Genomic DNA, 13,514 nt, shown 5'->3' with positions numbered 1-13,514 from the left:
GGCCGCACACGATAATCACCTGGTCGAGAGGAGACGCGATGATCGTCGACGCGTGGATGCAGCATGGAACGGTCCGGTTCCTGCGGCACGAGATGCTGGACTCGCTGTGGCGGTGGACGGGGCAGGAACCGCCTGCGGAGGAGGTGCCGGTCTCGGTCACGGTCGGCGCCATGGACGCCGGCGGGGTGGACGTGGGGCTGATCAGCGCCTGGTACGGCCCGGAGGGCGCGCTGGTGAGCAACGACGAGGTCGCGTCGTTCGTCGAGCAGGCGCCGGACCGGCTGGCGGGGGTGGCGTCGGTCGACCTGCGCAAGCCGATGGAGGCGGTCCGGGAGCTGCGTCGGTGCGTGAACGAGCTGGGCTTCAGGGCGCTGCGGGTGGTGCCGTGGCTGTGGGAGCTGCCGCCGACGGACCGGCGGTTCTATCCGCTGTTCGCCGAGTGCGTGGAGCTCGGTGTCCCGTTCTGCACGCAGGTCGGGCACACCGGCCCGCTGCGGCCGAGCGAGACGGGACGTCCGATCCCGTACGTCGACCAGGTCGCGCTGGATTTCCCCGAGCTGGTCATCGTCGGCGGCCACGTCGGCTACCCGTGGACGGAGGAGATGGTCGCCGTGTGCCGCAAGCACCCGAACGTCTACATCGACACCTCGGCGTACACGGTCCGCCGGTACCCGCCGGAGCTCGTCCGCTACATGGCGCAGGACCGGCACCACAAGGTCATGTTCGGCACGAACTACCCGATGATCACGCCGGAGCGTGCGCTGCGGGGGCTGGACGAGCTGGGCCTGGACGACGCGGCGCGGGAGGCGTTCCTGTCCGGCAACGCCCGCGCCGTGTTCCGCATCTAGTGATCTACAACGTAAAGGCCGTCACCGGCGCAGCGTCCGGCACGCGAGGAGCCCGACCGGGACGGGTGCCCAGAACGTGACCACCCGGAACACCAGCACGGCCTGCAGCGCCGGGCCGGGCGGGACGCCGCCGGCGGCCAGCGCCGCCACCAGCGCGGCCTCGGTGGAGCCGATGCCGCCGGGCACCGGCACCGCCGCGCCTGCTGTGGCGCCGGCCAGGTAGGCGGCGAGCAGCGCGGGCGCGTCGGCCATCCCCGCGCCCGTGCCCGGGACGGCGAGCGCGCTGACCGCGAACGCGGCGCCGAGGACGAGCGTGCCCGCGGCGGACGCGGCGAGCGTGACCGCGAGGTCGCGGGGCCGCCGGCGCAGTTCGGCGAAGCCCGCGGCGGCCCGCCGCGCCGCGGGCGACCGCAGGGCTCTGAGCGTCCATGGCGCGGCCGCGGCGAGCAGGACGCCGGTGACGGTGAGCAGCGGGACGGGCGGGACGAGCGCCGCCGCCCGGCCCGCCGCCCGCGCCGCGTGGTCCGCGATCGCGTCCGGCATCCGGCCGCCTCCGCCACCGGTCGCGAGCGCGGCCGCCATCAGCAGAAGGCCGCCCACGGGGCGCGCGGCCTGCTGGGCGGTGACGGCGGCGGCCGCCCGGGGCAGGGGCAGTCCGCGGCAGACGAGGTACCGGGTGTTGACGGCGGCGGCGCCCAGCCCGCCGGGCGTGACGCGGTTGGCGGCGGCCGCGGTGAACTGGGCGAGCGTCGTCTCGCGGAGCGGGAGGGCACTGCCGGACGCGCCGCGCAGCGCGATCGCCGCGAAGACGTAGTGCAGACCCGCGGGCACCAGCAGGAAGGGCAGGAATCCCCAGCGCATGTCGCCGACGGCGGCGAGCGCCCGGGGGAGGGGCGCCGAGCGCAGGAGCACCGGTGCGGTGGCGGCTCCGGTGGCGAGCAGGGCGGCGAGGACCGTCCAGCGGACGAAGGGCGGGCGCGCGGCGGGAAGGCGGGGGGCCTCGGCGGACGCCGGGCGTTCGGCGCCGGCGGCGATCGTGTCCACACCGTCCGTTGTGGACCACGCGGTTGAAGAACGCGCGACCGGCGCCCGCCCTGGAGGGGAATGGTCGCCGGACGCTGCGCGTCGGGAGCGGGGACGCGGCGTCCGGCGGCGGGGGTCAGGCCGTCCAGGCGGGGTCGCGGCCGAGGTAGTGCAGCAGGTCGGCGATCTCGTCGCCGGGCGCGTCGATCGGGGCGGCGTAGGCGCCGAACCGGCGCAGCGGCTCGACGATCTCGACGGCGACCTTGTGCAGGTCCCGCGCGAGGCCGGCGGTGAGCGGCGACTCCTGGCCGGTCGCGAGGGCGATGTCCCAGGCGTGCACGGCGGCGTCGAGGGCGGCGGCGCCGGCGCCCAGCCACGGGGCGAGCGAGCCGGGCGGGACCGGGACCGGCGCCTCGGCGGCATCGCGGTCCACGGTGGCCCATGCGGCGGCGCCGGCGGTGAGGGCGGGCTCCAGCAGGGCGAGCGGCTCGGCGTCGAGGCTGCCGGACGGGGCGAACGGGTTGAAGTCGGGCCCGGGTCCGCCGGTGATGGAGGCGGCGTAGGCGAGCTGGTCTCCGGCCGCGTGCTGGAGGACCTGGGCGACCGTCCACTCGGAGCAGGGGGTGGGGCGGTCCAGGTCGGCGGCGGTGATGCCGCGGACGGTGGAGCGGAGGGCCTCGTGGGCGGTGTCGAGGACGGTCCAGCCGGAGACGGTGATCTCGTTCATGAGGACGAGTATACCAGAACGGAATGATCTGTTCCACTCGAATGCCCCGCCGGCGGACCCGCGCATTGGTCCACGCCATAGATTCTTTTCACCCTATGATTAGAGGACACTACGTTGTGTGGCCGTCCCGCGACCGGGGAGAGTGACGACCATGACCAGCGCCCACCAGCGACTGGGCGAGCGCATCAGGCACCTGCGCGGATCCGTGGACGGCCGCCGGGCGCGCCGGCTCGCGGCCGCCGGCCGGGCCCGGCCCGGCACGCGGACCATCGTGCTGACCTGCGGCGACTATCTGGCCATCGGCGAGCATCCGCGGGTCACCAAGGCGATGACGGCGGGGCTGCGCGCCGCGCCGAAGGCGTCCGCGCACGGTGCGGGCCTCCCCGCCGACCATCCGCAGGTCCGGCTCGGCGCGCGTTTCGCCGGCCTGCTGGCGGCGCGGCGGGCCGTGCTGTGCCCGTCCGGCCGGCACGCGGGGACGGTCGCGCTCCAGGTGGCCGCCGGCCCCGGCACGCCCGTCTACCTGGACGCGCTCGCGCACCCGTCGCTGTGGACGGGCGCGCGGGCGGCCGGCGCCGACACGGTCTGCTTCCACCACAACGACCTGGCGGACCTGCGCCGCCGTGTCGAGGCGGGCGGGCCCGGGGTGATCTGCGCGGACGCGGTCTACGGCACCGACGGGTCGGTGTGCCCGCTGGACGGCCTGGTGGAGATCGCCGAAGCGTACGGGTGCCTGCTGGTCGTCGACGAGTCGCACGCGATCGGGGTCCGGGGGGCGCGAGGCGAGGGCCTCGTGGGCGAGCTGGGGCTGACGGGCCGGGTCGCCTTCCGCACCGCCGGCCTCGGCAAGGCGTTCTGCGCGCGCGCCGGCCTGATCGCCTGCGACCATCCCGCGTTCGCCGGGGCCCTCGGGGCCTCGGTGTCCGGCCCGGCGCTGCCCGCGCACGAGGTCGCGGGCCTCGCGGCGGCGGTGGACGTCGTCCACGCCGACGGCTGGCGGCGCGACCGGGTCCGCGCGGCCGCGGGACGGCTGCGCGGCGGCCTGGCGGCGCTGGGGTTCGGCGCGGTCGACGCCGACACGCAGATCATCGCGCTGGAGATCGCCACGGAGGCCGACGCGGTGCGGTTGCGGGACGAGCTGGTCGGGCGGGACATCTTCAGCGCCGCGCTGTTCTCGGGGATGCCCGGGTCACGGACCCTGCTGCGGCTTGCGGTGCACGCCGGCCTCACCGACGACGATGTGGACCGCGTCCTCAGCGCGTGCGCGGAGCTGAGCGACCGGCCCGCGACCCCTGCCCCGGCCCGCTGACCCCCGCCCGGCTGAACCGCGCCGCGCTGAACCGCGCCGCGCTGAACCCGGTCGGGGTGGTCCTTGCGGTCACGACACCTGAGCGCGGCGGCGCAGGGGTCGACCGCGCCGTGCCGGGGGTCGCAGCGGGCCGCCGCCCTGGGTGAAGACGTAGCGCTGGGCGCGGGTGTGCGCGCCGATGTAGCGGAGCATGCTGCGCAGCGCCCAGTGGTTGACGCCGCTGGGGATCATCCGGTAGCCCTGCCGGTTCGCGATGGCGAGGGCGGTGAACTGCGCCTGGTCGAGGGCGCTCCACGGGATGTCGAAGCGGTCGCGGACGATGGTGGGCAGGCAGCCGAAGGTGATGAGGCGCAGCGGGCGTTCGGCGACGAGGCGGCCGGCGCGGTCGAGGCGGGGCCCGCCGACGGGCAGCAGCGTGACGGTGTCGGAACCGTGCTTGGCGATCTCCAGCGCGCGGGCGGCGGCGGGGGTGAGCTCCAGCCGCTCGGCGCAGACGTGCCAGAACTTCGACGTGAAGGCGGCGTAGTCGGCGGGGACGGGGCGCATGCTGACGCCGTAGCGGGAGTACCAGGTGACGGTCTCGGCGTACATCCGCTCGTGGTCCTCGGCGGTGAGGGTGCCGGGGTGGAAGAGCTCGGCGGCCTTGAAGATCTCCCAGGTGAAGGTGGCGTGCGCCCACCAGAACGTCTCGGGTTCGAGGGCGTGGTAGCGGCGGGCGCGCTCGTCGACGCCGCCGATGCCGCGGTGCAGGTCGCGGATGGCGCGGGCGCGGGCGTCGCCGTCGGGGGCGAGGATCGTCGCCCAGATCTGCGGGACGGACCGGTGGATGCGGTCGAAGGGGGCGTCGAAGAACGCGGAGTGCTCGGTGACGCCGGCGCCGATGCCGGGGTGCATGAGCTGCATCAGCCCGGCGGCGGCGCCGGGGAGCAGGGACCGCAGGTCGGCGGCGTGCCGCCAGAGCAGGGTGCCGGGGCCGAGCGGGGCGGTGGCGGCCGCGCGGGCCTGCGGAGGCGCGGCGGTGGCGGTGGTGGGGCCGGATGCTGGGGCGGGCATCGCACCTCCTGGCCAGTGTTCACTTACATCCAGGGTACCCGGATTGAGACACGAGTCAATTTTTGTCGCATGTCCAAATGCTCCGTGAGCGTACTTTTGTGGGTCCGGAGCACAGCCCGCCGCCCGAGCTTCGTCGCCGGGCGCATAGCCCGGCCGGGGCCCGCGCGGGTGCAATGGCGGCCTCACGAAGGGACCTCGCCATGGGCGATGAGCACCTGTCCGCGCGCAGCCGGCTGCTGTACGCGGTGGCCGGGTTCGCGGCGCTGGCGGTCGCGGCGGCGGCGCTGGTGGTGGCCGGGAGCCCCTCGCCGGGTCGGGTGCGCCACTTCACCGCGGTGTTCTCGGCCGCCGGCGAGGGCCTGGACCCCGGCAGGTCGGACGTGAAGGTCCGCGGCATCGCGGTCGGGCGGGTCGAGACCGTCCGGCTGCGGCGGGACGGCCGGGTCACCGTCGGGCTGCGGGTGGAGGCGGGCGTCGCCGTCCCCGCGACCACGCGGGCGGGCATCGAGCCCGTGTCGGTCTTCGGGCCGAAGGACCTGACCCTCGACCTCGGCACCGGGCCCGCGCTGCGCGACGGCGCGCGGATCGCCCGCACGTCGGACCCGGTGGAACCGTCCGGGATCACCGACCGCGCGTACGGCCTCACCGCCGCGATCGACCCGTCCGACGTCGCGACGATCGTGCGGACGCTGGCGTCCGGCCTGGGCGGCGAGGGGCCCGCGCTGCACCGGACGATCGTCGACGGAGCCGCGCTCACCGACGCGGTCCACGCGCGCGAGCCGGAGATCCGGCGGCTGATCGGCGACGTCGCGGGGCTGTCGGGGACGCTCGCCGGCCGCGGCGGCGCCATCACCGGCGCGGCCGGCGACCTCGACCGGCTCGCGCCCGTGGTCTACCGGCGGCCCGACAAGGTGTCGCAGCTGCTGGACGCCGCCGGGGAGCTGTCGGACCGGGTGGGCGGCACGCTCCGCGACCATGGCGTGAACATGGGCCGCATGGTCGACGGGACGGCGAACGCCGTGCAGGTCCTGGCCTGGCAGAACCGGCGGCTGCCGGTGCTGATGGACGTGCTGGACGAGCTGTTCCGGGGGCTCGGCGGACTGATCCGCGTTCCGGGACCGGACGGCACCCTGCTCGGCAGCGGAGTGGACACCTTCAACCTCGACCTGTGCACGACGTTCACCGACCTGTGCCAGGCGCCGTGACCGCGGCGAGGCGCGCCTCCAGGCCGTCCAGGAACAGGGACAGCGCGCCCGGATAGGCGCTGGTCACCATCGTCGCGGCCAGCGGCGCCGCGCAGGCGCTGATGTGCGGGTGGGTGTCCGGGGCCAGCCGGGCGTAGGTGGCCGTCCATGCCGCGCCGTCGGCGGCGGCGGCCTCTGCGGGCAGCGCGTTCGCCGCCGCGTCCAGCGCCGCGAACCCGAGCGTGAGGTCGATGAACTGGTGGTAGTGGCGGGCCGCGAGCGCCGGCGGGAACCCGGCCTCGCGGAAGATGCCGAGGCCCGCCTCGACGGCGCGGATCTCGTTGGGCCGGCGGGTGACGCGGGACGCGGCGAGCAGCGCGACCTGCGGGTGCGCCACGTAGGTGGCGTGCAGGTGCTCGCCGATGCTGCGCAGCCGGTCGCGCCAGCCGCCGCCGGTGCGGGTGCCGGCGAGGGTGCGGCCGATCAGCTCGTCCGCGACGGCGAGCACGAGGTCGTCGGTGTCGCGGAAGTACCGGTAGATCGAGGACGGGTCGGCGCCGAGCGCGGTGCCGAGCCGCCGGACGGTGAGCGCGCCGTCGCCGCCCTGGCCGAGCAGCCGGATCGCCGTGGCGACGATCAGCTCGTGGGACAGCACGACCCCCGACCTGGTCGGACGGCGGCGGCGCTTGCGGGCGATGACGCGGTCGGGCTGCGGGGGAGTGCGGTCCATGGGGGCTCCCGGGGGCGGGGACGGGACGGCGACACCTTATGACAACACCATTGACCACAAAAGCGCACGCGCTATTTCATATGGACCCACCGGCCGCTCACCAGGGCGAACCGGTCAGTGCGTCGCCATCGCCACCGTCGTCCCGCGGGGCCCGTGTCCCCGCCCTCACGGATCGGGCAGCCCATGCACCCCACCCCCGCCCCGCCCGGCGCCTCCCTGAAACGGTCCCTCGGCGTCCTCGACGGCGTCGTCATCGCCGCGTCCAGCACCGCCGCGACCACCAGCATCGGCATCGGCACCGGCGTGATCGTCGGCGTCGTCGGGCTGCACGGGCCGATCCTGGCGCTGCTGGCCTTCCTGCCGGTGCTGTGCATCGGCGGCGCGTTCGCCCGGCTCAACCGGGTGGAGCCGAACGCCGGCAACGCCTACGTGTGGGTCGGGCGCGTGCTGAACCCCTGGCTCGGCTTCCTCGTCGGCTGGGTCAACATCGTCGGCACGATCGTCTTCCTCGCCTACACCACCACGGTCACCGGCTCGGCGCTGATACTGCTCGCCGGAGAGGCCCACGTGCACCGCCTCGGCGGGCTGGCCCTGGACCCCGACTCCAACCTGCAGGCCACCCTCCTCGGGATGGCGGTGCTCGTGGCGGTGACGGCGACGGCCATCGCCGGGGTGAACCTCGCCGCGCGGTTCCAGCGCTGGCTGCTGGTGTTCGAGTACCTGGTGCTGCTCGGCTTCTGCGGCTACGGCCTGGTCGTCGGCGACCACCCGTTCACCCTGGAATGGTTCAACCCGTTCGGCTTCCCGTCCCTGCACGCGCTCGCGCAGGGGATGGTGCTGTCGGTCTTCACCTACTGGGGGTTCGACGCGGTGTTCAGCGTCAGCGAGGAGGTCCGCGACCACCGCGACGCGTCCCGCGCCGGGCTCATCTCGCTGTTCACCATGCTCGCGCTGTTCCTGCTCGGCTCGCTCTCCTTCCAGCGGGTGCTGTCGGCCGACCAGATGGCCGACCACGGCGCGCAGGGCCTCACCTACTTCGGCGCGCAGCTCGCCCGGCAGCCGCTGGCCGTCCTGCCGCTGGTCGCGCTGACCTTCTCGGCCGTGGCGTCGCTGCAGGCCGGCGTCATCCCGACGGTCCGGGGCATGTTCGCGATGGGCCGCGACCGGACGCTCGGGCCGGTGTGGACGCGGGTGCACCCCCGGTACGGCACGCCCGCCGCCGGGACCGTGCTGATCGGCGCCATCGCCGCGCTGGTCGCCGGGTTCGCGCTGGTCATCCCGAAGGTCAGCACGCTCATCGAGGCGGCCGTCAACGCGATCGGCATCGTCGTCGCGCTGTACTACGGGCTGACCGCGCTGGCCGCCGCGGTCCGGTTCCGCGGACTGCTGCGCACCTCCTTCCGGGAGGGCGTGCGGGCGGTGGTGCTGCCGGTCGCGGGGGCGCTCACCCTGTTCGTCCTGGGCACGCTGCTGTGCGTGGACTTCGCCACCTCCACCGACCACTTCGCGCTGCGCGCCGACAACGGCTGGTTCGAGCTGTCGATGCCCGCGCTGATGCTCGGCTCGGGACTCGTCGCCGCGGGCTGGGCCAAGTGGGTGCGCCGGTCCCCGTACTTCGCCGGTGGACGCGGCACCGACGCCGACGCCCCCGACCTGCTGCCCGGACCCGCCGCCCGCACCGCCGAACCGTGACGCCCCGTCCCGCCCGCCGAAGAACCGTGACGCCCCGTCCCGCCGTTCCCGCCCGTCCGAGGGAGACCGCCTTCATGACCCGCAAGCCCGCCGACCTGCTGTTCACCGGCGGACCCGTGCTGACCATGGACCCGGCGCGCAGCCGGGCCACCGCGCTCGCCGTCACCGGCGGGCGGATCACCGCCGTCGGCCACGCCGAGGTCCACGACCTCGCCGGACCCGGCACCGAGGTCGTGGACCTGCGCGGCCGGCCGCTGCTGCCCGGCTTCCAGGACGCGCACGTCCACGCCGTCATGGGCGGCATCGAGCTCGGCGAGTGCGACCTCACCGGCACCGTCGACCCGGCGGAGTACCTGCGGCGCGTCCGCGCCTACGCCGGCGCCCACCCCGGCCGGGAGTGGATCACGGGGGGCGGCTGGTCGATGGAGAGCTTCGCGGGCGGCACCCCCACCCGCGAGGCGCTCGACGCGGCCGTCCCCGACCGGCCCGTCTACCTGGTCAACCGCGACCACCACGGCGCCTGGGCGAACAGCAGGGCGCTGGAGCTCGCCGGGATCACCGCGGACACCCCCGACCCGTCCGACGGGCGCATCGAGCGCGACGGCGCGGGCCGCCCCACCGGCATGCTGCAGGAGGGCGCGATGATGCTCGTCGGCCGCCTGCTGCCCGCCCGCACCCGCGCCGACCGGATCGCCGGGCTGCTGCGCGCCCAGGAGATGCTCCACGGCCTCGGCATCACCGCCTGGCAGGACGCCCTGGTGTGCGGCTCCGACGGCTACCCCGACGTGTCCGACGCCTACGCCGCCGCGGCCGGCGACGGGTCGCTGACCGCCACGGTCGTCGGCGCGCTCTGGTGGTCGCGCGCCCGCGGCGAGGAGCAGATCCCCGACCTGCTGGACAAGCGGGAGCGGCTCACCCGCGGCCGGCTGCGCTGCACCAGCGTGAAGATCATGCAGGACGGGGTCGCGGAGAACTTCACCGCCGCCATGACCGCCCCCTACCTCGACGGCTGCGGCTGCGCCACCGCCAACAGCGGCCTCAGCTTCGTCGACCCCGGCGCGCTGCGCGGGTACGTCACCGCCCTGGACGCCCACGGATTCCAGGTCCACTTCCACTCGCTCGGGGACCGCGCCGTCCGGGAGGCGCTCGACGCCGTCGAGGCCGCCCGCGCCGCCAACGGGTGGCGCGACACCCGGCCGCACCTGGCGCACCTCCAGGTCGTCCACCCCGACGACGTCGGACGGTTCCGCGCGCTCGGGGCGACCGCCAACATGCAGCCGCTGTGGGCCGCGCACGAACCGCAGATGGACGAGCTGACCATCCCGTTCCTCGGCTCCGAGCGCGCCGCCTGGCAGTACCCGTTCGGCGGCCTGCTGCGCGCCGGGGCGACGCTCGCGGCCGGCAGCGACTGGCCGGTCAGCAGCGCCGACCCGCTCGAGGGGATCCACGTCGCGGTGAACCGCGTCCTGCCCGGCGGCGGCGACGAGCCGTTCCTGCCCGAGCAGGCCCTCGACCTCGCCACCGCCCTCGCCGCCTACACCGCCGGCTCCGCCCACGTGAACCACCTCGACGACACCGGCTCGCTGCGCCCCGGCAACCGCGCCGACCTCGTCGTGCTGGACCGCGACCCGTTCGCCGGCCCCGCCGCGGCCATCGCCGAGACCCGCGTCCACCTGACCTACGTCGACGGCGCCCGGGTCCACACCGCCCCGGACGCCTGACCCCGGCGACGCGGAAGGCCCCCGGCGCGATGATCGCGCCGGGGCCTCCCGGTAGCACGCCGAGTCAGTATCAGGTGGGGGGACGACCCCCCACACCCCCCCGGCAAGAGACGCCTGACCGACGCCTTCCGCTCCGCTCCAGGCGCCGGTCAGGCGGAGGCGGGCTTGTAGACGGCGACGGCGCAGGCGCTGCCGAGGCCGATGTTGTGCTGCAGGGCGACGCGGGCGCCCTCGACCTGCCTGTCGCCGGCCTTGCCGCGCAGCTGCCAGGTCAGCTCGGCGCACTGGGCGAGGCCGGTCGCGCCCAGCGGGTGGCCCTTGGAGATCAGGCCGCCGGACGGGTTGACGACCCACTTGCCGCCGTAGGTGGTGGCCTTGTCGTCGACCAGCTTGTGGCCCTCGCCGACGCCGGCCATGCCGAGCGCCTCGTAGGTGATCAGCTCGTTGGCGCTGAAGCAGTCGTGCAGCTCGATGACGTCGACGTCCTCGATCGACACCTGCGCCTCGTCCATCGCCTTCCTCGCGGCGCGCTGCGAGACGCCGAACCCGACGACCTGGATGGAGGAGTGGTCGGCGAAGCTCTCGGCGGTGTCGGTGGCGATGTGGTGGCCGGCGATCTCGACGGCCTGGTCCCACAGCCCGTGCTCGTCGACGAACCGCTCGCTGACCACGACCGCGGCGGCGGCGCCGTCGGAGGTCGGCGAGCACTGCAGCTTGGTCAGCGGGTCGAAGATCATCGTGGCGTTCTTGACGTCGTCGAGCGAGTACTCGGTCTGGAACTGCGCGTACGGGTTGTTCACCGAGTGCTTGTGGTTCTTCCAGCCGATCCACGCGTAGTGCTCGGGGGTGGAGCCGTACTTCTCCATGTGCTCGCGGCCGGCGTTGCCGAACATCTGCGGCATCGGCGCCTTGTCCAGCTCCCACTCGCGGCCCGCGGTCATCGACCGCAGGTGGTGGTCGATGATGGTGACCTTGGACTCGCCGACGCCCGCGCCGAGCGAGCCCTTCTTCATCTTCTCCATGCCGAGCGCGAGCGCGCAGTCGGCGAGCCCGCCGCGGACGGCCTGCCGGGCCAGGAACAGGGCGCTGGACCCGGTGGCGCAGGCGTTCATGACGGTCATCACCGGGATGCCGGTCATGCCGGTCTCGTAGAGGGCGCGCTGCCCCATCGACCCGTACATCGAGCCGGCGTACGCCATCTCGATCTTGTCGTAGGGGACGCCGGCGTCCGCCAGCGCGTTGCCGACGGCCTCCTTGGCCATGTCGGGGTAGTCCCAGTCGCGGGAGCCCGGCTTCTCGAACTTGGTCATGCCCACGCCCACGACGAAGGTGCGGTTGGTCATCTCGGGCTCGCCCTCCTGATACCGAATCCAGTTCGGGGCCACGATAACCCGCCGGACCTAAGAAGCGTTCGCTTGCCTCCCGTTGATCGGGACGTCCCGGCCCGGCCGGGGGGACGCGTCGCAGGTCAGCCGTCCAGCTCCTCCGCGAGGGCCGCCGCGAACGCGTCCACGTCGCCCTCGGTGGTGTCGAACGAGCACACCCAGCGGACCTCGCCCGTCCGCTCGTCCCAGGTGTAGAACGCGAACCGCTTGCGCAGCCGCTCCGCCGCGTCCTTCGGCACGATCGCGAACACCGTGTTGGCCTGCACGTCCTGGGTGACCCGCACGCCGGGGAGCGCGCGCGCCGCGTCCGCCAGCCGCCGCGCCATCGCGTTGGCGTGCGCGGCGTTGCGCAGCCACAGGTCCCCCTCCAGCAGCGCGACGAGCTGCGCCGACACGTACCGCATCTTCGACGCCAGCTGCATGCTCGACTTGCGCAGGAACGCCAGCCCCTCGACGGCGTCCGGGTTCAGCACGACGATCGCCTCGCCCAGCAGCAGCCCGTTCTTGGTGCCGCCGAACGACAGCACGTCCACGCTCGCGTCGGTGGTGAACGCCCGCATCGGCACCCCGAGCGCGGCGGCGGCGTTGGCGATCCGGGCGCCGTCCATGTGGACGCCGAGGCCCCGCTCGTGCGCCGCGGCGGCGACCGCCGCGACCTCCTCGGGGGTGTACACGGTGCCGAGCTCGGTGCTCTGCGTGATCGACACCGCGGACGGCTGGCGGCGCTGGATGTTGCCGAACCCCGCCGCGTACCGCTCGACCAGCTCGGGCGTCAGCTTCCCGTCCGGGGCCGGAACCGTGATCAGCTTCAGCCCGGCGATCTTCTCGGACGCGCCGCACTCGTCGGTGTTGATGTGCGCCGACTCCGGGCACACCACCGCGCTCCACGGCTTCGACATCGCCTGGAGCGACACCACGTTCGCGCCCGTCCCGTTGAACACCGGGAACACCTCCGCCGCGGCGCCGAAGTGCCCCCGCACGACCTCGCGGAGCCGCGCGGTCACGGCGTCGTCGCCGTAGGCGGGCTGATGCCCCTCGTTCACCGCCGCCAGCGCGGCGAGGATCTCGGGGTGGACGCTGGCCTGGTTGTCGCTGGCGAAGCCGCGCCTGGGATCGGGAATGGCGAAGGTCATGCCCCCATTGTCCCGAATGCCGCGAGCGCGGGCACCGGCCGCCGGCTCAGGCGGGACGGTCGGCGACGTGGTCGGGGACGACCGGGGCGACGGGCGCCACCGCCGGTTCGGCCGCGGGCGGCTCGGCCGCGCGCAGCGCCGCCCGGGCGCGCAGCGCGTCCACCTCCTCGCCGAGCCGCGCGACGGTCGCCTGCAGGTCCCGCCACAGGCCCGTGCGCTGCTCCAGCTGCGAGAGCCTGGTGCGCAGGTCGCCGATCCGCCGCTCGGCCGCCTCGATCCGGGCGTCGTGCCCGGCGGTGTCGCGGCCGGTGCGGATCAGGCTGGTGGCGACCGCCGCCAGGTCGCGCTCGGTGTCGTCCATGCGCTCGTCGATGCGCGGCAGCAGCCGGTCGTTCAGCTGCGCGACCAGCGAGTCGAGCTCGGCGCGCAGCCCGCGCACCTCCTCATCGCGGGTGCGCAGCGCCGCGTCCTGCTCCCGGACGGTATCCTCCAGCAGGCGCACCCGCTCCCCGTGGACGGGCAGGAACCGTTCCAGTTCCGCCGACCGTTCCAGGTCCCGGCCGAATCTGACGAGCAGACCGGCACCGGCGCGCAGCCGGTGCTCCGCCTCGGTGGCGGCGCGGCGGACGAGACCCGGGATCACGGTCATGGCTCCCCCCAGGGGCTGTCGAGTGGTTCTCCTTAAACTCTAGGCGAACCGCCGGGAAAC

12 protein-coding genes are annotated in these 13,514 nt (G+C 74.7%); 5 read left to right on the top strand and 7 right to left on the bottom strand.

The features are described from left to right. Positions 1–38 precede the first annotated feature (38 nt). A complete protein-coding gene (locus J4557_RS00690) occupies positions 39–848 on the top strand; it encodes an amidohydrolase family protein (protein ID WP_208264327.1) in 810 nt (269 codons plus the stop codon). 21 nt (positions 849–869) lie between these two features. Here J4557_RS00690 and J4557_RS00685 read toward each other — a convergent pair whose 3' ends face one another. Both J4557_RS00685 and J4557_RS00680 read right to left on the bottom strand, forming a co-directional pair. Further along, the gene (locus J4557_RS00685) at positions 870–1,892 is read right to left on the bottom strand and encodes a lysylphosphatidylglycerol synthase domain-containing protein (protein ID WP_208264326.1); all 1,023 of its coding nucleotides are present in this window, start codon (positions 1,890–1,892) and stop codon (positions 870–872) included. A 115-nt stretch (positions 1,893–2,007) separates the two neighbouring features. Continuing rightward, positions 2,008–2,598, bottom strand: coding sequence for a TIGR03086 family metal-binding protein (locus J4557_RS00680; protein WP_208264325.1), 591 nt, complete (start codon positions 2,596–2,598; stop codon positions 2,008–2,010). A gap of 151 nt (positions 2,599–2,749) precedes the next feature. Between J4557_RS00680 and J4557_RS00675 the strand changes: the two genes are divergently transcribed. After that, on the top strand, positions 2,750–3,907 hold the full coding sequence (locus J4557_RS00675) for an aminotransferase class I/II-fold pyridoxal phosphate-dependent enzyme (RefSeq protein ID WP_208264324.1): 1,158 nt from the start codon (positions 2,750–2,752) through the stop codon (positions 3,905–3,907). A gap of 69 nt (positions 3,908–3,976) precedes the next feature. Here the strand turns inward: J4557_RS00675 and J4557_RS00670 are convergent, their stop codons facing one another. Further along, entirely contained in the window at positions 3,977–4,960 is a 984-nt protein-coding gene (locus J4557_RS00670) for an oxygenase MpaB family protein (RefSeq protein WP_208264323.1), read from the bottom strand. A 200-nt stretch (positions 4,961–5,160) separates the two neighbouring features. On the opposite strand from J4557_RS00670, the gene J4557_RS00665 reads away from it, so the two are divergent. Then, positions 5,161–6,165: an MCE family protein gene (locus tag J4557_RS00665; RefSeq protein WP_208264322.1), complete on the top strand. Its 1,005-nt coding sequence runs from the start codon at positions 5,161–5,163 to the stop codon at positions 6,163–6,165. Here J4557_RS00665 and J4557_RS00660 read toward each other — a convergent pair. Continuing rightward, positions 6,140–6,874, bottom strand: a complete 735-nt coding sequence (locus J4557_RS00660; RefSeq protein WP_208264321.1) for a TetR/AcrR family transcriptional regulator — start codon at positions 6,872–6,874, stop codon at positions 6,140–6,142. The two genes, J4557_RS00665 and J4557_RS00660, sit on opposite strands and share 26 nt — an antisense overlap. Positions 6,875–7,057: 183 nt before the next feature. On the opposite strand from J4557_RS00660, the gene J4557_RS00655 reads away from it, so the two are divergent. Continuing rightward, a complete protein-coding gene (locus J4557_RS00655) occupies positions 7,058–8,566 on the top strand; it encodes an APC family permease (RefSeq protein WP_208264320.1) in 1,509 nt (502 codons plus the stop codon). 74 nt (positions 8,567–8,640) lie between these two features. Then, positions 8,641–10,287, top strand: a complete 1,647-nt coding sequence (locus J4557_RS00650; RefSeq protein WP_208264319.1) for an amidohydrolase — start codon at positions 8,641–8,643, stop codon at positions 10,285–10,287. 149 nt (positions 10,288–10,436) lie between these two features. Here the strand turns inward: J4557_RS00650 and J4557_RS00645 are convergent, their stop codons facing one another. The 3 genes from J4557_RS00645 to J4557_RS00635 form a co-directional block, all read right to left on the bottom strand. Then, a complete protein-coding gene (locus J4557_RS00645) occupies positions 10,437–11,630 on the bottom strand; it encodes a thiolase C-terminal domain-containing protein (RefSeq protein ID WP_208264318.1) in 1,194 nt (397 codons plus the stop codon). Positions 11,631–11,755: 125 nt separating this feature from the next. After that, the gene (locus tag J4557_RS00640; protein ID WP_208264317.1) at positions 11,756–12,805 is read right to left on the bottom strand and encodes a threonine aldolase family protein; all 1,050 of its coding nucleotides are present in this window, start codon (positions 12,803–12,805) and stop codon (positions 11,756–11,758) included. Positions 12,806–12,851: 46 nt separating this feature from the next. Further along, entirely contained in the window at positions 12,852–13,454 is a 603-nt protein-coding gene (locus J4557_RS00635) for a hypothetical protein (RefSeq protein ID WP_208264316.1), read from the bottom strand. Positions 13,455–13,514: the final 60 nt, after the last annotated feature.

The organism is Actinomadura nitritigenes, assembly GCF_017573545.1.
Taxonomy (GTDB): Bacteria; Actinomycetota; Actinomycetes; order Streptosporangiales; family Streptosporangiaceae; genus Spirillospora; species Spirillospora nitritigenes.
The sequence above is the reverse complement of the archived record's forward strand: the minus strand, read 5'-3'. Positions and strand labels throughout refer to the sequence as shown.

Excerpts from the sequence above, each read along its gene's own strand:
- J4557_RS00670 (WP_208264323.1), bottom strand. The coding sequence starts at position 4,960 with ATGCCCGCCCCAGCATCCGGCCCCACCACCGCCACCGCCGCGCCTCCG.
- J4557_RS00650 (WP_208264319.1), top strand. The coding sequence starts at position 8,641 with ATGACCCGCAAGCCCGCCGACCTGCTGTTCACCGGCGGACCCGTGCTG.
- J4557_RS00655 (WP_208264320.1), top strand. The coding sequence starts at position 7,058 with ATGCACCCCACCCCCGCCCCGCCCGGCGCCTCCCTGAAACGGTCCCTC.
- J4557_RS00640 (WP_208264317.1), bottom strand. The coding sequence starts at position 12,805 with ATGACCTTCGCCATTCCCGATCCCAGGCGCGGCTTCGCCAGCGACAAC.
- J4557_RS00660 (WP_208264321.1), bottom strand. The coding sequence starts at position 6,874 with ATGGACCGCACTCCCCCGCAGCCCGACCGCGTCATCGCCCGCAAGCGC.
- J4557_RS00690 (WP_208264327.1), top strand. The coding sequence starts at position 39 with ATGATCGTCGACGCGTGGATGCAGCATGGAACGGTCCGGTTCCTGCGG.
- J4557_RS00680 (WP_208264325.1), bottom strand. The coding sequence starts at position 2,598 with ATGAACGAGATCACCGTCTCCGGCTGGACCGTCCTCGACACCGCCCAC.
- J4557_RS00665 (WP_208264322.1), top strand. The coding sequence starts at position 5,161 with ATGGGCGATGAGCACCTGTCCGCGCGCAGCCGGCTGCTGTACGCGGTG.
- J4557_RS00645 (WP_208264318.1), bottom strand. The coding sequence starts at position 11,630 with ATGACCAACCGCACCTTCGTCGTGGGCGTGGGCATGACCAAGTTCGAG.
- J4557_RS00635 (WP_208264316.1), bottom strand. The coding sequence starts at position 13,454 with ATGACCGTGATCCCGGGTCTCGTCCGCCGCGCCGCCACCGAGGCGGAG.
- J4557_RS00675 (WP_208264324.1), top strand. The coding sequence starts at position 2,750 with ATGACCAGCGCCCACCAGCGACTGGGCGAGCGCATCAGGCACCTGCGC.